The sequence below is a fragment of the Oceaniferula spumae genome (genome assembly GCF_042849255.1).
Classification (GTDB): domain Bacteria; phylum Verrucomicrobiota; class Verrucomicrobiia; order Verrucomicrobiales; family Akkermansiaceae; genus Oceaniferula; species Oceaniferula spumae.
Genome location: NZ_AP026866.1, coordinates 3,000,706 through 3,021,669, shown reverse-complemented (window position 1 = coordinate 3,021,669; position 20,964 = coordinate 3,000,706). Strand labels below are relative to the sequence as shown.

The window sequence follows — 20,964 nt, the reverse complement described above, 5'->3', positions numbered from 1 at the left end:
AATGGAGCAAGTCATGAGTCTTAAACCCGTCATCTACACTGGCATCACCGCTATCATTATTATGTTTGGAATCAAATTCACGCGAGGATCTGAGACACTTGTCACCGAGAATGGCAAGGTTTCCGCAGCAACACTCCCGCTCGATAAGAAAACAGCTGCGGTGAAATACCAGACGGCCACCTTCGGCATGGGATGATTCTGGGGTCCTGATTCCGAGTTCGGAAGTATCCCAGGCGTTCTTCGCACCCGTGTTGGTTATTGTGGCGGTAAGAAAGAAAACCCCACCTACCGGAGCATGGGTGATCACACCGAGGCGATCTCAATCGACTTCGATCCCAATGTGATCTCTTACGAGAAATTGTTAGTCTATTTCTGGAATGGCCACCGCTGCCAATACAGTGGCATGGGCCGCCAGTATATGAATGCCGTTTTCTATCAGAACGACGAACAGAAGAAAATCGCCGAGGCATCACGCAGCAAACAGGCCGAGCAGCTGGGCATCAAGGAAACTGAAGTAAAAACCAAGATCATTCCAGTGGGTGAGTTCACCTATGCGGAAGGATATCATCAGAAATATGCCCTGACCCGTCAGCACGATCTGCGCGATTTCCTTGAGCAAACCTACCCATCGTCCAAAGAACTCGCAGACTCCACCGTGGCCACCCGACTCAATGCCTACTTGGGAAATGGTGCTGCCAAAGACTGGAAAGCCTTTTTACAAGAGCTTCCGAGTTATGGACTGCCTGAGAATCTGGAGTCCCAGGTTCGAAAAATAGCGGAGCGGAAACAGTAAGTTTTCAATCGCCATTCCTTGATATGGCGAATTTTGTTTTAGTGCCCCGACTGATATAGTAGTCTGGTACCCTTATGAAGACGACTCCCATTCATTCCGTCAGAATTGCAGCGTTCACTGCCTCCATTCTGGGTTTCCCCCTAACAAATGCATATTCCCAAGAAGCACCTGCTGATGTGACCAAGCCAGAGGTAACCGCAGCGGCTGAGGTTACGTATACCAAAAAGGTATTCACCCGAGGTCTGGTGACACAGGGCAAGGCTGTCATGATCAACAGTTACTTCCTACTCAAGCAGACTCCTAACAACTGGACTCACATGCTCAGCATGTATTTGTATCCAAAACTCAACGATCCTGCGCTCTATGTCAAAAACATGACAGCCAATCTGGCCAAAGAAGGCGTAGAAGCTGAAGCGATCCCATTCAAAGACACCAAGCTCAAAGGCCTCAGTTTTTTCGAGAAAAACGAGCGCATGATTAAATTCAATGTCTTCATCTACCACACCACCAAGAACGGTAAACTTTTGATCGGTCGCCATTTCACGCTACGAGCCCAGCCTGAGAAAGAAAAACTATTCCGTCAGCTCGTGGCTCTGCAGAAAAAGGAATGGGCTCAAGAGCTAGTCAGCGTCAATTTTCCAGGATTCAAATTCCCACCGTCGAACAAACCCGATGCCGAAGTCCCAGCCAAAGAAGCCGGCAAGTTACATGACTTAAAGTTCGTCAAAGAGACTGTCGATGATGCTAGGGCAAAGGGAAAGATATTCAACGTGGATGCAGATTTCGCTCTCAAAAACGGATCTGACGTGGCGATCAAAGTTCCTTTTTCTGTCGCACTTCCGCAAACCGATTTCGTGATGGTTCTAGGACGACCCAAAGTGCCCGAAACCGTGCGCTTCACACTTAGTAACGAAAAAAAAGAATACCTCGAGAGCATACGGTTCACATCGATGACCATGGGCACGCAGTACCCGATGGATGTGAGGCTGCAGAGAGCTTGCGCCATGTTAGAAAGCCAGATGGTGCAGAAATTTTTCGACGGCTACAAAGACCCAAAGATAGTAGGTCGCTATAAAACCAAAGTCGGACCTTATAACGCCGCCGTAATTGTCTCCCAGATGACTCACCAAGACGGTCGGAAGTTCTTCGTCAAATTTGTCGGCCTCCTCCAAGATGGAAAACCAGACGGTGTCGCCATCGTATTAATGCTGAATGGCTCCGTAGGTGATCCTGCAACGATGAAAGACCGCCTCCGCAACGGCTTTGCGCAACAAGTGTTGCATTCGATCAGGTTTACTAAGTGACCGCATACTTATCAAAAGGCTACTTCAGAAAGCACTACCCTCAATGTCCTAAAGTTTTGCCACATAGACCGTGCTCTCTGAGTCTCGGCCAAGGATTGGATTATTGAAGGGCACCACGTGAGTTTCCACCGATTCAAAAACTTCATTCAATGCGGCCATGAATGTTTCCTCGGGAGGGTCATCAGACCAGAGTCCAAATATTCCGCCGGGGCGCAAACGACTCGCGAGCTGCTTCAATCCGTCTGGCTTGTAAAATGCCGCATGAGCTTCATTCAAGAGATGGTCTGGCGAATGATCTATGTCCAAGAGCACTGCGTGAAATTTCTTCTCGGCATCGTCCGGATCAAATCCAGGTCCGTCGCTGAGTGCACATTGAAAAAAGTCGCCGTGTACAAACTGGCAGCGATCATCGCCTGTTAGCCCTTTTCCCAACGGGACAAGACCGCGCTGATGCCAATCGATCACCGGTTGTAGGTAATCCACCACATTCAGCGAACCAACGGAATCGTGATCTAGAGCAACCTTTGCCGTGTAACCAAGACCCAAGCCTCCGACCACTACATCCAACTTTGTATCAGGGAAGACTTGTTCTGTCGCCGCCAGCCCTAGCTTCGACAGCTCTTCTTCCACCACGGTGAACAAACTCGACATCAAAAAATCAGCACCGAGCATAATCTCATACACTTCGAGGTTATCGAGCGTCTGCATCGTGCGGCGACGCAATATCACCTCTCCCAGAGGCGTGGATTGATAATCGATTTCTTCGAACTGTGGCTTCATGGAGAGCTTGTAGTCCGCATCACTCTGGATGGACAGCGAATTAGCCACTCGCACGCCCTGTTACTTCTCAAATACCATGAAATGCTGCCACGGCAAAAAATCATCCGTGCGCACATGCTTGAGCCCAACAGCCTGCATCTCTTTGATCGACTGCGCCTGTGACATTTTATGTAAGGCTTTGATAGGAACCTCCGGGTCTTCAGCCCGATATTCTAACAAATAGACTCGTCCACCCTCACGCAAGGCATGATAGATCGATTGCATCATCTCGTTCGGGTGGGAAAATTCATGATAGGCATCGACCATGATTGCCGCATCAATGCTATTGGCTGCCAGCTGAACATTATCAATCTTACCCAAGTGAGACTCCACATTGGTCACTCCAAGTTCCTGACTTTTTTGGTATAGAAATGCGACCATCTCCGGCTGGATATCCACGCCGATGACTTTCCCTTTCGGCACAAGCGGAGCGATCAGAAAACTGTAATAGCCCGAACCCGACCCAATATCTGCCACCACAGCATCTGGCTTCAACTCCAGCCCCTGCACGGCGCGATCGGGATTTTCTTCGTTCTTTCGACTGGCTCGCTCAAGCCAATCGATCCCCTCATGCCCCATCACCAGTGATATTTCACGGCCCATGTAAACTTTTCCAGATCCATCACGGCTAGCGGGTTTCGATTGGTAGTCGTAGGGCTCGGGCACGAAAGGAGTCTCTACCTTGACCTGAGCCGTCTCACCCGTAGCGGGCCTGTCTTTTTCTACCGTCATTTGGTCGATCTTCTGCCGGAGTAGCACCATGCACCCGATCACCATGCCGAGCAGGAGCACAAAAAATACGATGCGTTTCTGGTTATAAGAATCGGTAGCCATGGTGCAGTTATGGTGACGATTAGGCAGCAGCCCGCAATGAAAAAGCATCGATCAGCCAGCACGGGGTTGATCTTCATTCAGGCCATGTTCATGTTACCAAGCACCATGTCTGACTCAACCACACCGCTGAACATTCTCTATCAGGATGAATGGATCGTGGCCGTGGACAAACCAGCTGGCCATCTCGTTCATCCGGCTGACTCGCCTCAGGAGGGCGATCAGGTGACGATGAAAATACTGCGCGATCAAATCGGCCACTTGGTTTACAGCCTGCATCGAATCGATCGCCCGACAACAGGTGTGCTCTTGTTCGGCATCGATCAGTCGGTTTCCAAACACCTACACCAGGCATTTGAGAACCATGAGATTGAAAAAACTTACTGGGCCGTGGTGAATGCCACTCCGAACAAGTCATTATGGCGATGCACTGAGCCGATTCAGAAATCTGAGAATTCTCCCATCCGTGATGCTGACACTAGCTTCAAACTTCTCGCCACACGTGAAGTTGAATGTCTCACTGGTATGGAAAGTTCTACACTGTCACTGATCGAAGCTCGTCCCCACAGCGGGCGTTACCACCAGATCCGAAGACACCTCTTGCACGCAGGTATGCCCATCATCGGTGACTACCGCTACGGAGGCATTGATCGTTGTGATCTGTTAGGTGAGAAACTTGGCATTGGGTCGCGCATGCTGCTCCAGTCAAAGTCGCTGACATTTTCTCATCCTTTCACAGGCGACACCGTCAGTATTCAGGCGCCGGTGGATCCATGTTTTAAAAAGTGCTTTCCTGATCATGCCTCATTTGCAATTTAATTTGCACCATAGATAGATGTGGGGAAAATTCACCTCGTCATGAACCCCCAGCACCTCCCTTCACCCAACCGGCTGTTTGCTTGGTACAAGGCAGGTAAAATCACTCGGGCACAATGGCTGGAAGGGATGCGGCATCAATTTTTGTTAGCTCTGAAAGAGATCGAACAAGACAGAGAAAATCCTAAACTCGCGCTAATGGAGAGTTGGCGCTGTAAGGCAGCGGCCCGTCGTTTAAAGAAGGACAATACAGAAGCCGAACTTCGTGAAATCTTCATGTCCCTCGCTGAACTCGATGACTTCCCTCCGGCAAATTATCTCTGGAACGCCGACCAACTCGATGTTCCGATGTATTGTTTTCTGCGTGAAAAACGTACTCCCGTACTCCGTTTCACCAAGATGCAAATCCGCCGGCTCACTGCTGAGGTAGAGATTGAATACGGTGGGCTCAAATCCAAGAAGCGCATGCGGGAGTCAATACGACTGCGCCGTGATTGGCGTGGTGTCATGGTGGTGGAGTCCCGCGACTAGGACTGCACCTTTTTTACAAACTGCGCCTTCAGAGCGATTGAAATACCGTCCATCTTGCAGTCGATCTCATGATCTCCGTCGACGATGCGGATCGGCTTCGACTTCATGCCACTTTTCAGCACTTTCGACGTTCCTTTCAGTTTCAGGTCCTTGACCATTTGAACCACGTCACCCGATTCCAATACATTGCCGTAGGCGTCTTTAACCTCGCGTTCTTCCTCGGTTACGTCTTCCTCAACGACCTCTTTTTCCCACTCATGTCCGCAGGTCATGCATTCGTATTTGGCCTTGTGTTCAAGAACATCATCAACGGTGCAGATCGGGCAGGAAATTTCGGGCATGCACTGAACTAATCACCAGCGCCCTCTTGGGCAAGGGTTGAATTTCGTTAGACCTAATCCCTGAAATATTTTGACCCCACGGCATAGCAAGCTTATCGGGTATTTATGTCAATCAGATCCATTAATCCGACAAACGGCGAAGTGCTACAAAGCTATGAGCCGCTCACTCTGGAAGAAACCACCAAGGCCGTTGATGCCGCACATGATGGCTTCACGAAATGGCGACAGACCGGTTTCCCAGAACGGAAAAAACTCATGCTCAAACTCGCCTCCAGCCTTCGCGAGCATCAGGAGGAATACGCCAAATTGATCTCTCTGGAAATGGGCAAGCGTCTGGAAGAGGCCATGGGAGAAATTGAATACTGCGCCCACATCTCCGAGTTCTACGCGAATGGTGCTGAAGAGTTCTTGGCCGATCAGCCGATGGACATTGAGGATGCCGATGTTTATATTCAATATGCGCCAAAAGGTCCGCTGTTAGGAGTCATGCCGTGGAACTTCCCTTTTTATCAAGTCATCCGCTTTGCCACCCCTAACATCATGGCGGGTAACACTTGCCTGGTGAAACACTCCGGCAACGTTCCACAATGTGCCAAGGCCATCGGAGACCTCTTTGACGCCTGCGGCTTTCCCCAAGGTGTATTCACCAATTTACTGATCCCTTCCGAATTTGTTCCCACCATCATCGAAAACAAAAAGATCGTCGGCGCTTCCCTAACAGGGAGCGAAGGCGCGGGTGCTTCCGTTGCAGGATTAGCCGGAAAAAACCTGAAGCCATCCGTGCTCGAACTCGGCGGCAACGATGCCTTTATCGTCCTCGACGACGCCGATCTCAAGCGCACCGTGAAAATGGCGGTCAAAGGTCGCATGGTCAATAACGGCCAATCATGCGTGGCCTCGAAACGGTTCATCGTAGTGGAATCGCTCGCCAAGGAATTCATCGCGGCTTTCAAGAAAAGCGTCGAAGCAATGAAGCTCGGTGATCCGCTCGATGAAAAAACCCAGCTCGGACCGCTCTCCAGCGAAGAAGCGGCCAAACGACTCGAAGAGCAGGTGAAAAAGACCGTCGATGCCGGAGCTACCGTCGTAACCGGCGGCAAACGCCCTGACAGTGATGAACTCAAACACGGCGCCTTTTACCTGCCCACCATTCTAACAGACGTCACTCCAGACATGCCGAGCTTTGACGAGGAACTCTTCGGACCGGTGGCCACCATCTATGTCGTCAAAGACGAAGCGGAAGCGATCAAGCTCGCCAACCATTCGTCCTTCGGACTCGGTGGCTCGGTCTTCACCAAGGATCTAGAGCGAGGCCAGAAAGTCGCCGAACAGATCGACACCGGCATGGTGTTCATCAACCAGCCCACCCAGTCTCAGGCCGAACTCCCATTCGGCGGCACTAAAAACTCCGGATACGGTCGTGAACTCTCCCACCTAGGCATCATGGAATTCATCAATAAGAAGCTGATCCACCTTGGAAAAAAAGAGTAACAAAACCCGAGTGCCACTCAATCAATAGAGGCTGCGTTCATTGTTAGGATAACCTTTTAGAACTCGACGACCTTATCAACACGCAACACCCAGCCCGCTTCGCCGGCCTCAAGTTTATACTGAATTTGCCGCATTTTGCCCGTGGGGGTTACCTCTACGGAATCATCTGAATATAAGGGAAAACGACGGACGAGAGTAGTTTCTACAACCGCTAACTCGTCACCACCGCGATATCCTTGTGCATTTTTGGTTCCTGCATCCAGCGATGGCAGATAGATCGGACTCATCGATTTTTTATTGTTCGTGCCATAAGCCACCAGTGCCGCTTTGTCATCGGCTCCCTTCACGAAAACGTAGATTTCAGGCGAACCGTCCGCATTCAAGTCTGCAGATTCAGCATTGATAACGACGCCTTTCACCTGATCGGTCATCGCTTCATTGGCTATCTCAAGTCCCGCCGGAGTGATCGTCACTGAGTTGCCATCTTTTTTATTCGGGCTGACAACTCGAAACGAGATGCCTTGTAGCTTCAAAGTGCGATCGAAAACCTCCGCACCATCCTTTGCCAGCGGATCGGCAAATAGGATTTTATCCGTCTCAGTCACTTGGTCAAATTTATCACCTGGGCTGATAGGGTAACTTTTCCCATCGAAAGCCAAAGCGGCCATGCCTGGTGTCGCCCCGCCCCCGCGCACCTGCACGAGCAAGTCGCGCATGCTGTTGTGTGATGATTTCCGGAGATAAATCGGACGACTCACCACACTAACGGCACCCACTTTATGAAAGCCGGCTTTTTGCGACCGTAATACAAACAGCGTACAGCCACCCGATCCGCAATAGCCGCTTTTACCATTCATCAATGCCAAGGCGTCTTTGTCACCATCATTGTCCAGATCCGCCATCACCAAGTCATAGTGCTCGGCTTTAATTTCTGAATCGATTTTCGACATTGCAGTCTGAACCAAAGCTTCATCGTTGTCGGCATGAAGAGAAGTTATGGGCAGCAGAGCGGCTGCAAGGAGTGTGGTATAAGGATGATGTTTCATAACGAAGTAGAGATTGTTTACGCCTAGCAAGCTAGCTTTCACAGCACAATTGCACAACGGAAATTTCCAAGATGGTTTGAAATCCAGCTGATCAGGCCAATTTCAATGACTGCCTCATAAGGGATCGCACTCCACGACAACGGAGGTCACAGCTGCCTCCAGCTGATCCGCGCAGGATTGATAAGAATCTGCCTCCACGACGATTCGGCCCTTGGTTTCGCCACTGCCGATCCGCGTCCTCACCTCGTCTCCCTTTTTCAGTCGGCACGAAGCGTGCACCACCCCGGGCATTTGTTTCACCTGCTTGAGCCCCCGCACCGCAGTGACCGTTCCTGGCTCAGGATGAATCAACCAAACTCCAGCGTGACAAACGGCATCCGTTTTCATGACGGGTGACAGGCCTATATTTAATTTCAGCAACACCTCCCAAGGGTCCATGTCATAGGCACGCCTGATCAGCTCCATCAGGAAGCCTCCGGGTGGTCTCGCGGCAATTTCACCGAACACCGGACCATTTTTTGTTAGGAAAATTTCCATGTGGCTAATGCCACTGTCGATACCAAGGGCTTGGTAAACACATTCGCCGAGCTGTTTCACGGCAGACCAATCACTCTCTGCCAAATGCGCCGGCACTACATTCGCCCAACGTGGTTTGAGGTAGCATGTGGGATTGATCAAGAGAGTTTCCGAATCATACCGAAATGCTTCCACACTCATCTCCACACCGGAAACAAAACCTTCAGCCAACAGCCCTTTTGTTAGACGTTTGGCTACTTCATCCTGCGACTTACAAATCCACACACCTCGGCCACCAGAGCTGATCGGTAATTTAAGAACCAATGGCAAACCCAGTATCTCAATCAATTGCTCGGCGGTCGTCTGTTCATTTGTCTCCGCCCATGGCGCACATGGGATCCCTGCTGCCGAAATCGCCTTTTTCATTACCAGCTTGTCATGGCAAGCCATTGCTGTCTCGGGCGAAACACCAGGAAGCCCAAAATGTTTCCGAATCGCCGCCGCCGCTACCACGGAACCGGTTGCTACCGCTGCCACAGCGATTGGCTTTTCACCTGCTAACAGCTCAGTAGCGTGTTCCACTGCCCACGTGACACCACCACCATAAGCTGACTCAGCCTGTTCTTTGCGCGCCTTGACATCGATCTCTAACGGCTCCAAGCCGAGACGACGCGCAGCATCGGCCGCCCCCTTACGTTTGCCGACCAAGATAATTTTACCTTCCAGGAAATCTAAATCAGCACTCATGTAACGAATTCAGTGAAACCCCTCTATTGGCCCACACCCTGACAGGCAAGTAAATAGAGTCGTTCATTTTTTAGGAATCAAGGCCCAGCCGTGGGTGACTGACCCTTCGCCACCACGGAGGCAGCAGCACTACCGCGATGGTCCAGAAGTAACCCGCCGGCAGTTTAGGGGCAGCTTCTTCCGTGTTTAACAGGTAATATGGTTTCACCGCTAAGTGATGGTAAGAATGGTGACCAACACGGAATGTAACATAGCTGGAGAAAAAGTGATACGTGTCCCACGAGTGCTCCGCTCCGGTTTTTTCATACTTACCGGAGTCCTCCGTTTTCTTTCGCAAAAGACCGTAGTGCTGGATGTAATTCACCGTCTCCAACACAAAATGAGCACCCACGATGTGACCGAGGTAAAACAACAGCCCCCAAGGCCCCGCCAGCAGAAGCATCAGAAGAACGACAGCCACTTGCCCTGCGGCGTAAGTCACCATCTTGTTACTGAAGAATCCAGATCGCTTTGCCTCCATCTGCCATGATCGAATCATGCTCCCGGGAATAGTGCGAATAATGTATGCGTAAATGCTCTCATTGAGCCAGGCCGTATTTTCATCGTGATCCGTCCCCGCATGAACGTGGTGACTCCTGATGTGGATGAGCTTGTAGTGAGGGTAGAAAATGAAGGTGGTCGTGAGTCGCTGGATAAGCTGATCGAGCTTTTCCTTCCCATGCAGGAGTTCATGACAGGCCGCGAAGGCTATGCCACCTAACAAACTGACCGCAGGAACTAACAAGGCTAATTCCAACTGGCTGAAACGGCCAATATGCATCGCCAGCCAAATCACGGATGCCATGTAGAACAAAGCATAGAGGCGGGTATTCCAATGCAGGAGAAATAATGAGCCACGTCCGAAGCTCTCTTTTTCAAAATGACCGGTGTCTTGCCAGCCAGTGACTGTGTCCAACAACGGGACGACTACCAAAAGTAAGGCCAGAGGCATGACTAACCACCAGCCACCGAGCCAAACACCCAGTGCCAGTAATACAAACTGCATATGCGGTAAGAAACACCAAGCGACATGTTTGCATGTTCCGGTTGCGTTAGGACCGGCTTTTGAGTCGGGTATTGAGGTGGGCATGATTCCTTTTCGTGTGTGGGTGGAATTCAGCACATTTTATATGATCACAGCGATGGCTTGTCAATTCATCAGCCCTAACATATATCACCACTAACAATCTTCACTGCTACGATATATCACCATTTCTGATTATCCTGATTGAGATTCAACCCGTTTCATCTCGACTTTCACCCTGTATTAACCCCATTGTTCCGTATGAATGTATCGGCTGACTTCCTTGATTCCTTCTTAGGAATGAACATCAGCGAGATTTGCCAGAATGGTTTTACTGACAATGAGGAGCAACATTGTGCCCATTTCATTGGTCACATTCTTCAGTTAGATAGTGGTTGCAGCTGCAAAACTCTCAATAACGGCCAGCATTCGGGCGGAAATCTTCGCGTCAGGGAGATTTTCCACCTGTGCTCTGTCGTCGGAGAATTGTCAGACGCCCCCAGTAATCGCCCCGTTCTCGTCTTTGTGATCGATCCTAAACAAATAGATCTAGAGAACAAATTCATGGCTAAACACCGGAAGAAACATATCGGAGTTTTCCTGAACGGTGAAGTCTATCACTATTCTAACAATAAAAAGAATAAGAAGGTCATCAAAGAATCGATCGCCGAATTTCTTGAATACTTCGAAAACCTCTACGCTGGAAAGCAGGGACTCTATTATGCAATGATACCAGAGCCACACTCGCCTCTGCTGAGAAACGACTGAATTTCAAGCAGCCGTCACTCCATAGGGCTTCATCACCCTAACCAAGCTATAGCGCTCCTTCTCTAAGCTCACCGTCGACATTCACTTGCCAGTAACCACCGGTTTCCACGTGAAGACAGGTGAGCCAACCACCACGGCCTGGATCGGTATCGATGCAAACCGCATGCCCCAGATTCGCCGGCACGTGGGATTTCTGGGCAGTGTGTCCACAGATCATTGTCTTTCCAGACATATGAGGTTCTGGTTCACCAAATTTCTTGTGGACCATGGTGAACGGAGTCTGCTCGTTGAGAGGAACATCGGGCTCCAGATTCGCGTGCACAAAGATGTGGCTGTCCGTTTCAAAATATGGCTTCAACTTGCGAATGAATTCCCAATGTGAATCCGGAACATCATCAATGCCGCCCGGACCGTATGATTCAAGCGTCTCAGGTCCGCCCCAGTCTTTCAGCCAATGGGCGAGATCCGTTTTGTCGATCCGTGAGAGGCAGAACTTCTCTTCGTGATTTCCAGATAACAATGTGAGATTCAGATCCTGCTGCTGTAGCCCGATGAGGAAATCAATCACTCCTTTGGAATCCGGACCGCGATCCACGTAGTCACCCATAAAGATAATTCTGTCCTCCGGTTGAGGATCGATAACTTCCCAGAGGTGTTTGAGCGGGGCAAGGCAGCCGTGAATGTCTCCGATGGCGAGTGTTCTCATGTCATTAGGATGAAAAAAGCTAAGGATATTACAACCGTGAATTGAGACTGTAGTTAACCGGACTGCCCATAGGGATGACCTGCCAAGCTCACTATGGCTCAATTTTCCTTGTCCCCATACAAGTGAAGGCTCATCCATAGACTATGAAAATCAAACCTCTTTCCATCATGGTTTTGGCGTTAGGCTTGGTAACATCTAGCACGCATGCTGAGGAGACAGCAATGAGTGTCTCCGATGTGCTCAAGCACACCCCCGAGGATCTTGCTCAGAAATTGGGTAACTCCAGTGAGGCTGGCGAAGACCACGCGGCCCGACTCTGGGCAGCGGCCAAGCGTATTGAAACTGATTCCAAGCTAGGCAAGAGTTCTGTGCAGGCGGTGCAACGTCTGAACGAATGGCGCCAGGTTCTGAACAAATGGGCAGATCTGAAACTTCAGGTCCAGGGGATCGAGAGCGGTGGCGGCACGATGTGGAGCCACTTGAGCGCCCGCAATGACGCTTGGATCGAAGACTTTCTATCCAAACACATCACCCTTCTCAGTGCAGAACCTGCGGAGAAAGGTAAGGAGTTCAATTCCGATTACCTCAAGACACTCAATGCGATCTTGGATGCCGGAACCAAAGAGTGGAAAGATAATGAATACATGCAGAAACAAGCGGTTGTGGTTAAGGAGGAACTTAAAAATACCTACTTTCACCTGAAATACATGATCCAAACATTACCCGATGGTGAAACGAAGAATGCTGTGATCAAGATGGTGAAACCAGTATCTAACTGAAATCATTTCCGCCCACGATTCAGCTTCGGCTTCTTATTTTGCAATGGCTTGGAATGTAGCCCTTTGGATTTGCCACCTTTTTTCCTAGGGGGCTTGGAGTGCACAGGCTGCTTTGCATATTTAAAGTCTGGAGCCTTCACTCGTTGAATTTCAATGCCTACCTCGCTCTCAAGCTTTGCCAGTTTTCTATCACCTGGGACTGCCAGAGTAAGAACGTGCATCTGCGCCACCCGCTGCTGATAGTCACTCACCAATTCTGGCAAATCGAAATACACCACATTTTTGATGCATGAGGTATCGAGATCCCTGGCCATCGACTCGGTGCTGGCTATCAGTCTCAGTTTTCCTTCGCTGAGCCCTTTCATCGCGCGGTCACGGAGTTCCGCTTTTTTGTTACCGTGGATCGACTCCGCCCGCACACCCGCATGACAGAGCGTCGAGGTGAGGGAGTGTAAACTATCGCGGGTATGAACAATGACCAACACCTTGTCGAGGTCGGGCATGGACTCGAGAAGATGCAAAAGCAAATCAGTCTTCTGGTGCTCGAAGACTTCGTAAAGTGAGTGGCTGTTGATAGACATTGTTAGGGAGATGTTGCTCGCGCAAGAGTAGCTGGAAAAGCTCTCACTGACATCGTTTTTTTCTTAATCCGCTTTCGTAGCGATCACTTCTTCGCACTGGATACCTTCTTTTGAGCTTCTTGGATTCGCAGAGTAGACTGTTTCACTGCCTCATGGCGTTTGGGAAATTTTTCTCCCACCTTCTTCAGAACTTGCAGGCTCTTTTTGCTGTCGAAACGTGGTTCCGCCAGGATATAGATGGCAGATGCCTGAAGGTCCTTGACGTGATCCATCTCGTTTTTCAGCGTAATCTCGCCGAGCGCGACCTTGCTCACAAAATCAAAATCCGCCCATTCCAGCACCATCGCATCGCGCGATGCCAAATCGATATCTGATTCCAGCACCAGACCTCTACCGGCATTTGAGGTGAAATTATAGTCCCGCTGGTAAATTGTGTAGCGGATCTCCCTATCCATTCCTCCCTTGTCCTTCGCCGGTTGATAGCCTGAAATTTTCAAATAATGCCCCGCGCGTACTTTGGGAGAATTCATATAACTATTGCCACACCAGCTGTAGGCATGAGGTTGGGCACGTTGCCACTTTCCGTCCGCTCCCTTGGTCTCCAATTTCAAATACACATCACCGTCCTGTGAATCCAACGTAATGCTCTTATCACTACCATTGATCAAATATACCGGTATCCTCCTATCCTCCCCTTTCTTGGCGTAGTCAGCGACTAGCACAATCTTCCCAGAAACGGGCTTGATATGATTGGGGAGCTGAGTGTTCGCTAGATCTACTTCTCGGGCATGCAGGCCACTGACAAGAGCGAATAACACCAAGCTGAGGAGGTATGGATTCATAGTTACAACTTATGAATTACTCATTTTAAGTCAAATGCTATACTGCTCCGTCTCAGACAGCGCCAGGATAACTTGTGAATGCCTAGCACCCCCTTCGAACTAGTGTGGCTCATACAAATGTCCCGTTGAAAACTCTTTCAAGGAGATGTAGGTTAGGTTCATGAAAATGAATCAATCAGGACAAATTACGATCCCGAAGGTTCTACGCGATCAATTCGGGTTCAAACCAGACTCCACGCTCATTGTGGAGACCACGAAGGAAGGTATCCTACTCAAGCCGATGCCTTCCCACAGGGAACAAGTCAGCCAGTGGTTCAAAGACAAACATGGCGGAGAAATGGCAACCCTCACCACCGATCAAATCATGCGGCTGATTCGATGAGCATCATCTGAAAGCTCTCATCACAAAACCATCATCAGAGCCTCTGGAGAAATCCAGGGGTTCTTGGTTTATACAGAGCACAACTTGACGACGAGCGGCGGTAAAGACGAACAGCCTTGGAACCTACTAATACTCACCAGTATTCAGCATCACTAAAGTGCACGCTTCAGAAACTTTTATTCCAGCCTCCACAAACTTGAGCTCCAACCCTTCATGCTCTGTTCCAGGATTGAAAATAACACGTCGCGGATTTAGATCGATTAAAGTCGGCACCATATCCTCCAACACTGACGGTCGCACATAAAGCGTCACCGTATCAACATCCTCAGTGACATTTGATAAATCACTCCGCACCTCTACGCCTTCAATCTCGCCGCCACGGGGATTGAATGGGATCACCTCGTGACCGGCCTCAGTCAGTGCCTTCTGAGCCTTGTTCGCGTAACGGTCGGGTTTATGACTCGCACCAATGATCAGAGTGGTTTTGTTCATCAGGAAAAAACTAACACGTCCCCTGCCATCTGCAAGCACTCGGCAGGGGGCGTCGTCTGGGTAACGGCACTAGCCTCTGTTTTACATGGGTTTACACATTGCGAAGCATATCAGTTTTATGTAAGTTCAACAAGATACCTAGTTTATTTCTGCAAGGATCTACTGTGATCAAATCACCATTTTTAACATCCCAATAAGCCGACCATATTACGACCTAGCCATCGCTATTGCCGCATGAAAGCCTATGACTCCTATGAATAAGCTCCGTCACTCTATCATCAGCCTCGCTCTCATTTCCTCACTTCATGCGAAGCCAGCGACATTTGTTGAAAAAGGGGGCTTGGTTGTCATTGAGGCAGAGTCCACTTCTTCCAGCCTCAAAAAGTGGGATAAAAAAACTAAAGTCGCAGGTTACAAGGGGGAGTGTCACCTCGAGTTCACAGGCAATAAACCCGAAAGTGGCCCTGCCCATTCTCCGCTCAAGTATCAGTTCAAGATCACCAAAGGAGGGAATTACACACTCGTAATCCGTGCCCACAAAAATCTGGTCAGCGATCGGCAAGACATCTGCAACGATTGCTACGTCCGCCTCGAAGGTGACTACCAATCCGGCAACAACACTCCTGTAAAAATCCTCAAAAAGGACACAAAAATGTTCGGAGGAACGGCAAAGGGATGGGGCTATGCCGTTAAACTCGACGAAGCTCATAAAAAATACACTCCTGTCTATCAGCTTAAGGCTGGCGAAACCTACACTCTGGTCATCTCCGGTCGCTCAAAGAACTTCAACATGGATCGCATCATGCTGATTCACGAAAGTCATAAACCCAAAAAAGTCCAAGCCAGCCTGCCAGAAGAAAGCAAAAAACTGTGAGTGCTCCCCCCCCGGTAGAAAGACCCCTTACCCCATCAAGGCCAGCACCAGCGCGGCAATGGATAGGCACATTGAAAGCACGATCAAACCAATCAACATCTTCGTGCGTGCCAGCAATGCTTGGGAAGAGGACGAGAGCTCTGCCACACTTGCCGCCAAACCAGCGAGTAATTCAGATTGCTCTTCGTCCAGAATATCGCGCGTTTCTGACCCGCTCTCAAGCCGTTCCAGACGTTCTTCGACAGTGACTGACACCGCCGCATCCGTTTGTTGATCTTTCGATTTTCTCCAAACCTGAATCTTCGAAAGAATATCCAGCGCCACCTCACGGTTCGAATAGGCAAGCTCAGCTCCTTTGGCGATCGACTTTAAAATGACTGGGTTCACGTGTTTATGGGGATGTTCTTGTTCTCTAATAACCTAGGGCTCAATCATTCCCTGTAAAATAGTAAATCCTCACTCTGGGTATATCCTTCATTCGAGATGGATTGAACTCGACCGGTCCGGTTCTCATCGAATGACCGTTAATCTGAGTGGTGCAAGAAGCGCATCACTCCCCGCCTAACACTTCAGTGTAGCGGATTTTGGGTTTACCTGATGCGCCCTGGGCCTCTGCGGACATCCATTCCGCCTTTGCTTTCCCTTCCTTTACCGTGATCGCAAGAAAGCCTCCTTTTTTGCCAAAATAACGATGGTAGGTTTCGTCTTTTTGTGGGGCTCCGCCGAACATGTGCTCGTCATTGATCGGACCGCAGCCCATTTCCAACACGCCTGTTTTTGGATCCTTGGAGCAGTATTGCCAGTGTCTATCTCCGCAGATGACGTAGGTATTCTTGAGAGTCGCTAAGAAATCGCGCAACTCCTGGCCTTCGTGATCAAACGCCTTGTTAGAATGATTATCCGACTTACCCTTTTTGTCGGGCCCAACGATCGGTCCAGGCACAATCAGGAACTTATGGGTGGCGTCGGACTCCTTCATCGTTTTCATCAGCCACTCCTTTTGCTCCTTTCCGAGAATCGTTTTCTTTGGTCCATCTTTCATCGTGTTAGCCGATCGAAAATCGCGATGCTCGGTCATCCAGACCTGCACATCTTTCCCCCATCGCACGGTGCGATATGTTTTCTCCCCCATAGGCACCTGCTCACGGAAAATGGCCAATCCTTGGTCAAATGTTAGGTCACCATAGGTCTGGCCCGGCCAGCAATCGTTCTTCAGGGTATCATGATCGTCCTTTATGAAATATGAACTCACATGGCGGTGGAATTTCTGGTTATGGCCGTAGGAAAAAATCAGTCCCCACTTCGCCCGTGCCGCAGCCACATTTTTGCAAATCGGTTCTTTATCGTAGTAAAGAATGTCACCGGTGTGCACGAAGAAGTCCGGATCGAAATCTAACATTTGTTTGTAGGCCACGTGTCCATCCGCTCCTGCATCGATACTACGCACTGCCTGGCAGGTGGTTACAATGAACTTAACTGCCTCTGCCTGATCCGAGCTCGGAGCAGTTTTAAACCCACCCGTCATCGTTATTGAAGGTTTTTCTGATCCTGTCTGGCGCGCCTCCACCAGACACTTGTAGGCGCGGTGCGGTCGCAGGTCGTTCAGTTTAAACTGATAGGTGAAATCTTGCTCCACGGTCACCTTCACCCAATCGGTATTTTTCCTCTCATCCTCCTTACTCTCTGGCCAGTAGCTCACCCTCACCTCGCCTGCCATGCCTGGCACGATATCGGTGGGCATCGGGGTTTTACTTTTTTCCTTTGGATCAAGACCCTCCGTTAAAATGGGAAGCCGTCCGAAATCTGCACGTTTTTCCTTGGTCAGCCTAACCCACACGATCGCCGATTTCTGATCTACCTCGCCAATCTTAATGCCAGTGGCAAGGTAAGGTCCGTCATCGGCATAGGCAGCAACCGAACTTAACCAGCCAAGAATGAACGCACTCACTAACAAGGGTAATCTTATAGGTCCACTATGCATGACGGGAAATCTACCTACCTGAAAAGTGCATGCAATTGAATACGACCTGACTGGAGACTGAAAATCACAGTGATCACACCAAAAAAACATGGCTCCGGGGTCACCGGAGCCATGAAAAATAAGCGTCGCTTGTGTGCGACTCAATGAAACTTCCAATTAATACTTCACGCTACATCCGTAGCCTTTGGTCTTGGATTTGCCAACTTTCTCTCCAGCCAAGACGGCGTCGAGTGCAGCGACAACATAGTTGTCAGCCTTCTCACAGTCGGCGACGTCAGCAGTGGCCATGCTGTCGATGGCACCTTCGTAGACGATTTCGCCTTTGTTGATTACTACCATGTGAGGAGTGGTTTTAGCACCGTAGGCTTTGCCAACGCTGCCATCGCGGTCGAGGAGAATATTTGCGGCTTTGCTGCCGTTCTTTTCAGCCATTTTGGCCATTTCGGCAGGGCCGAAGCTACCGGCCTTGGCATTTTCCGGACCGGAGTTGATGCACAGCCAGACGACGTCCTTGGCGGTGTATTTTTCCTGCAGAGCAGGCATGTGATTCTTGCTGTAATGCTTCTTCACGAAGGGACACTTGAAATTGATCCACTCGAGAACCACTACCTTGTCCTTGTAGTCAGCCAGCTTGACTTCCTTACCCTCAACATTCTTCAGGGTAAAATCGTGGGCTGTTCCAGCGGTCGCGACAGCTGAGAGGCTTAAAGCCAGTCCCAGCCCCATCATGGTATGTTTGATTGATTTGAACATAGTGCGAAAGTTAGACGCAGTTTTCCGCCTGTCCAATTATTTTTGCGTCACACATTTGACTTCCACCCCATGCGGGTGGCCAGCCCCCACTAAGACCAGATCCAGCTGCGCCGGAAGCTCCTCGAGATACTCACTAACCTCGAGTGTTCCGATCATTTTACCCTCGCTAACATTCCACTCTGCTGGAGCGCCGTCGGTGACGATACTCTGCTGGGCCACGAAGACACTTAGGCCTTTGACATCTGGCTTCACGCCATCGGCGGGCTTGATTGTCAGCTCTAGTTTATCGCCCACACGTCGCGCAGTGGCCGACCAGCCTTTGCCCTCGGCAGGGAGCTTCCCCGCAGCCTGTTCGATGAGCTTGGCAGAGGGTCCGGTCACCGGCTTAGCGTCTGCTGCCAGGATTGTCACAGAGGTTGAAAGGTCGGCATTGCCTGGGATGCACTGTTCATTGGTGCAGGCCAACCAGCTGGAAGCTCCTTTGATCTCGACGACACCTGGTTCGACGTTTTTTCCGATGCTCAGGTCAGCCAGCAGCAGGACCTCGCCTTCGTAGCCCAAGCTTTTCACGCCACCAGCGTCGAATACGTGAGGGGCGGGGAATCGAAGTGCCGAGAGCTCCAGTCCCTCAGGCAGCTGCCAAACGATTGATGTCGGCATGCCGGACTCACCTGGGTTTTTCCAATAGGAATGCCAACCAGCATCCGGCACCAATCTCAATGCTACCGTGGTGCTGCCACCAGCTGGCACGGAGGTATGTTTCAAGAGTAATTCTGCTGATGCCTTTCCTGACTTCACCGGCGCCGCATGGGCAACCGTAAGTGTGAGACCTAGCCCAACTAACAGAGAAGTTAAATATCGCATGCCCATCTCTAGCACAAGCCAGCGGGAATGCTAACGGATTAAAAGGGCTCGCGTGTCACTTTTTGAAAAAGTGAATCAACCGATCAGTCTGCCCCATGTTGAGTCAGACCAAAGTTCAAATGTCGAAGATCATAATCATTCTTTCACAAGCTAGGAAGTTCAACCAATTGACAAATTGTCTCTTAACCCAAAGTATCCATCACAAGTTCCAGATCCACAACCTCATGAAATTCCTCTTCACTGTTATCACTCTCGCGCTGCTACCCGCTGCGCTTTTTGCCAAACAACCCAATATCATCCTGATCTACGCGGATGACTTTGGCTACACCGATACCTCTGGTCAGGGATCCGATTTTTATGAAACGCCCAATCTTGACCAGCTTCAGGCTTCCGGCATGCGTTTCACCAATGGATACGCGCCCTGTGCCAACTGCGCTCCCTCACGCGCCTCCCTGATGACCGGCCTCTACACCACTCGGCACAAGATCTACACCGTCGGCAACTCGGATCGGGGCAATGCTGCCAAAAGAAAACTCGTCCCCGTCAAAAACATCGAGGATCTTGACGCAAAATTCACCACCATTCCGCAGGCACTCAAGGCTGCCGGGTATGCGACCTGCCACACTGGCAAATGGCACGTTTCCCAAGACCCCACCAAGTTTGGCTTCGACCACAACATCGGCGGAAACCACACCGGCACCCCACGCGGCGGATATTTTCCTCCCTATAAAAACCCCCAGCTTCCTGACGGCCCGAAAGGCGAGCATCTGCCCGACCGACTTTCTACCGACCTCAACGTCTGGATCAACGAACAGCACAAGGCAGAGAAACCGTTCTTCGCCTACATGGCATTCTACTCAGTGCACACGCCTATCCAAGCGCGCGAAGATCTCACCGCCAAATACAACAAGAAGAAAGCTGGAAAACATCATACGAACGCGAAGTATGCCGCGATGGTGGAATCCATGGATCTAGCCATCGGCAAAATTCTCGACAATCTCGACAAGCAAGGCATCGCGGACAACACCATCGTCATCTTCACCAGCGACAACGGTCCCTACGGCCCAGCCTCAAACGCCAAACCTCTGCGCGGCACCAAGGGCATGTTTTACGAGGGCGGCATCCGTGTTCCTTTCTTCGTCAGATGGCCGGGGAAAACCAAAGCCGGTAGCAGCTCCGATGTTCCCGTCCACCAGGTCGACCTCTTCCCCACCCTCGCGCAGGCCACAGGAGCCAAGCAGCCTGACACCCTCGACGGTCAAGACATCAGCGGCCTTCTAGCGGGTCAAGATCTGGCCAAGCGCGATCTCTTCTGGCATTTCCCATGCTACCTGCAGTCCTATGGAAAAAAAGGCATGGAAGGTGCCCATGACCCCGAGTGGCGCTCCAGCCCCTGCAGTGTGATCCGATCAGGCGATTGGAAACTGGTGCTTTATTTCGAAGACAACTCCACTGAACTCTTCAACCTCAAAGACGACCGGTCCGAAACCAAGAACCTCGTCAAAGCCAACCCTGAAAAAGCCGCCGAGCTACTGACCAAGCTCAAGGCCTGGCACAAAGCCGCCGATGCCGACATCCCTACGGAGCCAAATCCAGCTTTCGGACAAGGTAAGAAGAAGGCATCGGAGAAGAAGTAAAACTGAC

The 20,964-nt window shown here is 50.4% G+C and carries 24 protein-coding genes and 1 pseudogene; 11 read left to right on the top strand and 14 right to left on the bottom strand.

The window, feature by feature from the left end; genetic code table 11:
- The first annotated feature begins 13 nt into the window (after nt 1-13).
- From ACSPJT_RS12760 to ACSPJT_RS12750, 3 genes and pseudogenes are all read left to right on the top strand, one after another.
- Complete coding sequence (locus tag ACSPJT_RS12760; protein ID WP_435892941.1) at nt 14-196, top strand: hypothetical protein; 183 nt, start codon at nt 14-16, stop codon at nt 194-196.
- Nucleotides 197-208: 12 nt separating this feature from the next.
- Nucleotides 209-793, top strand: a pseudogene (locus tag ACSPJT_RS12755) (peptide-methionine (S)-S-oxide reductase MsrA); the annotation flags it as partial.
- Nucleotides 794-867: 74 nt separating this feature from the next.
- Complete coding sequence (locus ACSPJT_RS12750) at nt 868-2,097, top strand: hypothetical protein (RefSeq protein ID WP_435892940.1); 1,230 nt, start codon at nt 868-870, stop codon at nt 2,095-2,097.
- Between the two features lie 48 nt (nt 2,098-2,145).
- Here the strand turns inward: ACSPJT_RS12750 and ACSPJT_RS12745 are convergent, their stop codons facing one another.
- Nucleotides 2,146-2,925 carry a spermidine synthase gene (locus ACSPJT_RS12745; RefSeq protein WP_435892939.1) on the bottom strand — a complete coding sequence of 260 codons (780 nt, stop codon included), beginning with the start codon at nt 2,923-2,925 and terminating at the stop codon, nt 2,146-2,148.
- A gap of 12 nt (nt 2,926-2,937) precedes the next feature.
- Nucleotides 2,938-3,750: a class I SAM-dependent methyltransferase gene (locus ACSPJT_RS12740; protein ID WP_435892938.1), complete on the bottom strand. Its 813-nt coding sequence runs from the start codon at nt 3,748-3,750 to the stop codon at nt 2,938-2,940.
- 105 nt (nt 3,751-3,855) lie between these two features.
- On the opposite strand from ACSPJT_RS12740, the gene ACSPJT_RS12735 reads away from it, so the two are divergent.
- Nucleotides 3,856-4,566, top strand: a complete 711-nt coding sequence (locus tag ACSPJT_RS12735) for a pseudouridine synthase (RefSeq protein WP_435892937.1) — start codon at nt 3,856-3,858, stop codon at nt 4,564-4,566.
- Nucleotides 4,567-4,605: 39 nt separating this feature from the next.
- Nucleotides 4,606-5,094 carry a hypothetical protein gene (locus tag ACSPJT_RS12730; RefSeq protein WP_435892936.1) on the top strand — a complete coding sequence of 163 codons (489 nt, stop codon included), beginning with the start codon at nt 4,606-4,608 and terminating at the stop codon, nt 5,092-5,094.
- Here ACSPJT_RS12730 and ACSPJT_RS12725 read toward each other — a convergent pair.
- Nucleotides 5,091-5,435 carry a zinc ribbon domain-containing protein YjdM gene (locus tag ACSPJT_RS12725; RefSeq protein WP_435892935.1) on the bottom strand — a complete coding sequence of 115 codons (345 nt, stop codon included), beginning with the start codon at nt 5,433-5,435 and terminating at the stop codon, nt 5,091-5,093. The genes ACSPJT_RS12730 and ACSPJT_RS12725 overlap by 4 nt on opposite strands.
- A 105-nt stretch (nt 5,436-5,540) precedes the next feature.
- Between ACSPJT_RS12725 and ACSPJT_RS12720 the strand changes: the two genes are divergently transcribed.
- Nucleotides 5,541-6,926, top strand: a complete 1,386-nt coding sequence (locus ACSPJT_RS12720; RefSeq protein ID WP_435892934.1) for an NAD-dependent succinate-semialdehyde dehydrogenase — start codon at nt 5,541-5,543, stop codon at nt 6,924-6,926.
- Between the two features lie 56 nt (nt 6,927-6,982).
- Here ACSPJT_RS12720 and ACSPJT_RS12715 read toward each other — a convergent pair whose 3' ends face one another.
- From ACSPJT_RS12715 to ACSPJT_RS12705, 3 genes are all read right to left on the bottom strand, one after another.
- Nucleotides 6,983-7,972, bottom strand: coding sequence for a hypothetical protein (locus ACSPJT_RS12715; RefSeq protein WP_435892933.1), 990 nt, complete (start codon nt 7,970-7,972; stop codon nt 6,983-6,985).
- Between the two features lie 114 nt (nt 7,973-8,086).
- Nucleotides 8,087-9,235 carry an ATP-grasp domain-containing protein gene (locus tag ACSPJT_RS12710; protein WP_435892932.1) on the bottom strand — a complete coding sequence of 383 codons (1,149 nt, stop codon included), beginning with the start codon at nt 9,233-9,235 and terminating at the stop codon, nt 8,087-8,089.
- A gap of 70 nt (nt 9,236-9,305) precedes the next feature.
- Nucleotides 9,306-10,364, bottom strand: coding sequence for a fatty acid desaturase (locus tag ACSPJT_RS12705; RefSeq protein ID WP_435892931.1), 1,059 nt, complete (start codon nt 10,362-10,364; stop codon nt 9,306-9,308).
- Between the two features lie 195 nt (nt 10,365-10,559).
- Here ACSPJT_RS12705 and ACSPJT_RS12700 point away from each other — a divergent pair, with 195 nt between their 5' ends.
- Nucleotides 10,560-11,066, top strand: a complete 507-nt coding sequence (locus ACSPJT_RS12700; RefSeq protein ID WP_435892930.1) for a hypothetical protein — start codon at nt 10,560-10,562, stop codon at nt 11,064-11,066.
- A gap of 46 nt (nt 11,067-11,112) precedes the next feature.
- On the opposite strand, the gene ACSPJT_RS12695 is transcribed toward ACSPJT_RS12700, so the two are convergent.
- Nucleotides 11,113-11,772, bottom strand: a complete 660-nt coding sequence (locus ACSPJT_RS12695) for a metallophosphoesterase family protein (protein WP_435892929.1) — start codon at nt 11,770-11,772, stop codon at nt 11,113-11,115.
- Between the two features lie 143 nt (nt 11,773-11,915).
- Here ACSPJT_RS12695 and ACSPJT_RS12690 point away from each other — a divergent pair, with 143 nt between their 5' ends.
- Complete coding sequence (locus ACSPJT_RS12690; RefSeq protein WP_435892928.1) at nt 11,916-12,551, top strand: hypothetical protein; 636 nt, start codon at nt 11,916-11,918, stop codon at nt 12,549-12,551.
- A 2-nt stretch (nt 12,552-12,553) separates the two neighbouring features.
- Here ACSPJT_RS12690 and ACSPJT_RS12685 read toward each other — a convergent pair whose 3' ends face one another.
- Together ACSPJT_RS12685 and ACSPJT_RS12680 are read right to left on the bottom strand one after the other, a co-directional pair.
- Complete coding sequence (locus tag ACSPJT_RS12685) at nt 12,554-13,132, bottom strand: helicase-related protein (protein ID WP_435892927.1); 579 nt, start codon at nt 13,130-13,132, stop codon at nt 12,554-12,556.
- An 83-nt stretch (nt 13,133-13,215) separates the two neighbouring features.
- The gene (locus ACSPJT_RS12680) at nt 13,216-13,974 is read right to left on the bottom strand and encodes a hypothetical protein (RefSeq protein WP_435892926.1); all 759 of its coding nucleotides are present in this window, start codon (nt 13,972-13,974) and stop codon (nt 13,216-13,218) included.
- 160 nt (nt 13,975-14,134) lie between these two features.
- Between ACSPJT_RS12680 and ACSPJT_RS12675 the strand changes: the two genes are divergently transcribed.
- Complete coding sequence (locus tag ACSPJT_RS12675) at nt 14,135-14,356, top strand: AbrB/MazE/SpoVT family DNA-binding domain-containing protein (RefSeq protein ID WP_435892925.1); 222 nt, start codon at nt 14,135-14,137, stop codon at nt 14,354-14,356.
- 126 nt (nt 14,357-14,482) lie between these two features.
- On the opposite strand, the gene ACSPJT_RS12670 is transcribed toward ACSPJT_RS12675, so the two are convergent.
- A complete protein-coding gene (locus tag ACSPJT_RS12670; RefSeq protein ID WP_435892924.1) occupies nt 14,483-14,848 on the bottom strand; it encodes a CoA-binding protein in 366 nt (121 codons plus the stop codon).
- A gap of 253 nt (nt 14,849-15,101) precedes the next feature.
- On the opposite strand from ACSPJT_RS12670, the gene ACSPJT_RS12665 reads away from it, so the two are divergent.
- Nucleotides 15,102-15,722 (top strand): hypothetical protein, encoded by a 621-nt coding sequence (locus tag ACSPJT_RS12665; RefSeq protein ID WP_435892923.1) that lies wholly within the window; start codon nt 15,102-15,104, stop codon nt 15,720-15,722.
- A gap of 27 nt (nt 15,723-15,749) precedes the next feature.
- Here the strand turns inward: ACSPJT_RS12665 and ACSPJT_RS12660 are convergent, their stop codons facing one another.
- The 4 genes from ACSPJT_RS12660 to ACSPJT_RS12645 all read right to left on the bottom strand — a co-directional run bounded on the left by ACSPJT_RS12660 (nt 15,750) and on the right by ACSPJT_RS12645 (nt 19,320).
- On the bottom strand, nt 15,750-16,109 hold the full coding sequence (locus tag ACSPJT_RS12660) for a hypothetical protein (RefSeq protein WP_435892922.1): 360 nt from the start codon (nt 16,107-16,109) through the stop codon (nt 15,750-15,752).
- 163 nt (nt 16,110-16,272) lie between these two features.
- A complete protein-coding gene (locus ACSPJT_RS12655) occupies nt 16,273-17,703 on the bottom strand; it encodes an alkaline phosphatase D family protein (protein ID WP_435892921.1) in 1,431 nt (476 codons plus the stop codon).
- 156 nt (nt 17,704-17,859) lie between these two features.
- Complete coding sequence (locus tag ACSPJT_RS12650; RefSeq protein ID WP_435892920.1) at nt 17,860-18,456, bottom strand: redoxin domain-containing protein; 597 nt, start codon at nt 18,454-18,456, stop codon at nt 17,860-17,862.
- Nucleotides 18,457-18,492: 36 nt separating this feature from the next.
- Complete coding sequence (locus ACSPJT_RS12645; RefSeq protein WP_435892919.1) at nt 18,493-19,320, bottom strand: protein-disulfide reductase DsbD domain-containing protein; 828 nt, start codon at nt 19,318-19,320, stop codon at nt 18,493-18,495.
- Between the two features lie 224 nt (nt 19,321-19,544).
- Between ACSPJT_RS12645 and ACSPJT_RS12640 the strand changes: the two genes are divergently transcribed.
- Entirely contained in the window at nt 19,545-20,957 is a 1,413-nt protein-coding gene (locus tag ACSPJT_RS12640) for a sulfatase (protein ID WP_435892918.1), read from the top strand.
- Nucleotides 20,958-20,964: the final 7 nt, after the last annotated feature.

Bases quoted from the DNA above. Each gene is read 5' to 3' on its own strand.
- ACSPJT_RS12665 (WP_435892923.1), top strand. From the start codon at position 15,102: ATGAATAAGCTCCGTCACTCTATCATCAGCCTCGCTCTCATTTCCTCA.
- ACSPJT_RS12695 (WP_435892929.1), bottom strand. From the start codon at position 11,772: ATGAGAACACTCGCCATCGGAGACATTCACGGCTGCCTTGCCCCGCTC.
- ACSPJT_RS12705 (WP_435892931.1), bottom strand. From the start codon at position 10,364: ATGCCCACCTCAATACCCGACTCAAAAGCCGGTCCTAACGCAACCGGA.
- ACSPJT_RS12655 (WP_435892921.1), bottom strand. From the start codon at position 17,703: ATGCATAGTGGACCTATAAGATTACCCTTGTTAGTGAGTGCGTTCATT.
- ACSPJT_RS12650 (WP_435892920.1), bottom strand. From the start codon at position 18,456: ATGTTCAAATCAATCAAACATACCATGATGGGGCTGGGACTGGCTTTA.
- ACSPJT_RS12760 (WP_435892941.1), top strand. From the start codon at position 14: ATGAGTCTTAAACCCGTCATCTACACTGGCATCACCGCTATCATTATT.
- ACSPJT_RS12740 (WP_435892938.1), bottom strand. From the start codon at position 3,750: ATGGCTACCGATTCTTATAACCAGAAACGCATCGTATTTTTTGTGCTC.
- ACSPJT_RS12645 (WP_435892919.1), bottom strand. From the start codon at position 19,320: ATGCGATATTTAACTTCTCTGTTAGTTGGGCTAGGTCTCACACTTACG.
- ACSPJT_RS12640 (WP_435892918.1), top strand. From the start codon at position 19,545: ATGAAATTCCTCTTCACTGTTATCACTCTCGCGCTGCTACCCGCTGCG.
- ACSPJT_RS12730 (WP_435892936.1), top strand. From the start codon at position 4,606: ATGAACCCCCAGCACCTCCCTTCACCCAACCGGCTGTTTGCTTGGTAC.
- ACSPJT_RS12685 (WP_435892927.1), bottom strand. From the start codon at position 13,132: ATGTCTATCAACAGCCACTCACTTTACGAAGTCTTCGAGCACCAGAAG.
- ACSPJT_RS12710 (WP_435892932.1), bottom strand. From the start codon at position 9,235: ATGAGTGCTGATTTAGATTTCCTGGAAGGTAAAATTATCTTGGTCGGC.
- ACSPJT_RS12720 (WP_435892934.1), top strand. From the start codon at position 5,541: ATGTCAATCAGATCCATTAATCCGACAAACGGCGAAGTGCTACAAAGC.
- ACSPJT_RS12735 (WP_435892937.1), top strand. From the start codon at position 3,856: ATGTCTGACTCAACCACACCGCTGAACATTCTCTATCAGGATGAATGG.
- ACSPJT_RS12700 (WP_435892930.1), top strand. From the start codon at position 10,560: ATGAATGTATCGGCTGACTTCCTTGATTCCTTCTTAGGAATGAACATC.
- ACSPJT_RS12675 (WP_435892925.1), top strand. From the start codon at position 14,135: ATGAAAATGAATCAATCAGGACAAATTACGATCCCGAAGGTTCTACGC.
- ACSPJT_RS12725 (WP_435892935.1), bottom strand. From the start codon at position 5,435: ATGCCCGAAATTTCCTGCCCGATCTGCACCGTTGATGATGTTCTTGAA.
- ACSPJT_RS12750 (WP_435892940.1), top strand. From the start codon at position 868: ATGAAGACGACTCCCATTCATTCCGTCAGAATTGCAGCGTTCACTGCC.
- ACSPJT_RS12715 (WP_435892933.1), bottom strand. From the start codon at position 7,972: ATGAAACATCATCCTTATACCACACTCCTTGCAGCCGCTCTGCTGCCC.
- ACSPJT_RS12670 (WP_435892924.1), bottom strand. From the start codon at position 14,848: ATGAACAAAACCACTCTGATCATTGGTGCGAGTCATAAACCCGACCGT.
- ACSPJT_RS12690 (WP_435892928.1), top strand. From the start codon at position 11,916: ATGAAAATCAAACCTCTTTCCATCATGGTTTTGGCGTTAGGCTTGGTA.
- ACSPJT_RS12680 (WP_435892926.1), bottom strand. From the start codon at position 13,974: ATGAATCCATACCTCCTCAGCTTGGTGTTATTCGCTCTTGTCAGTGGC.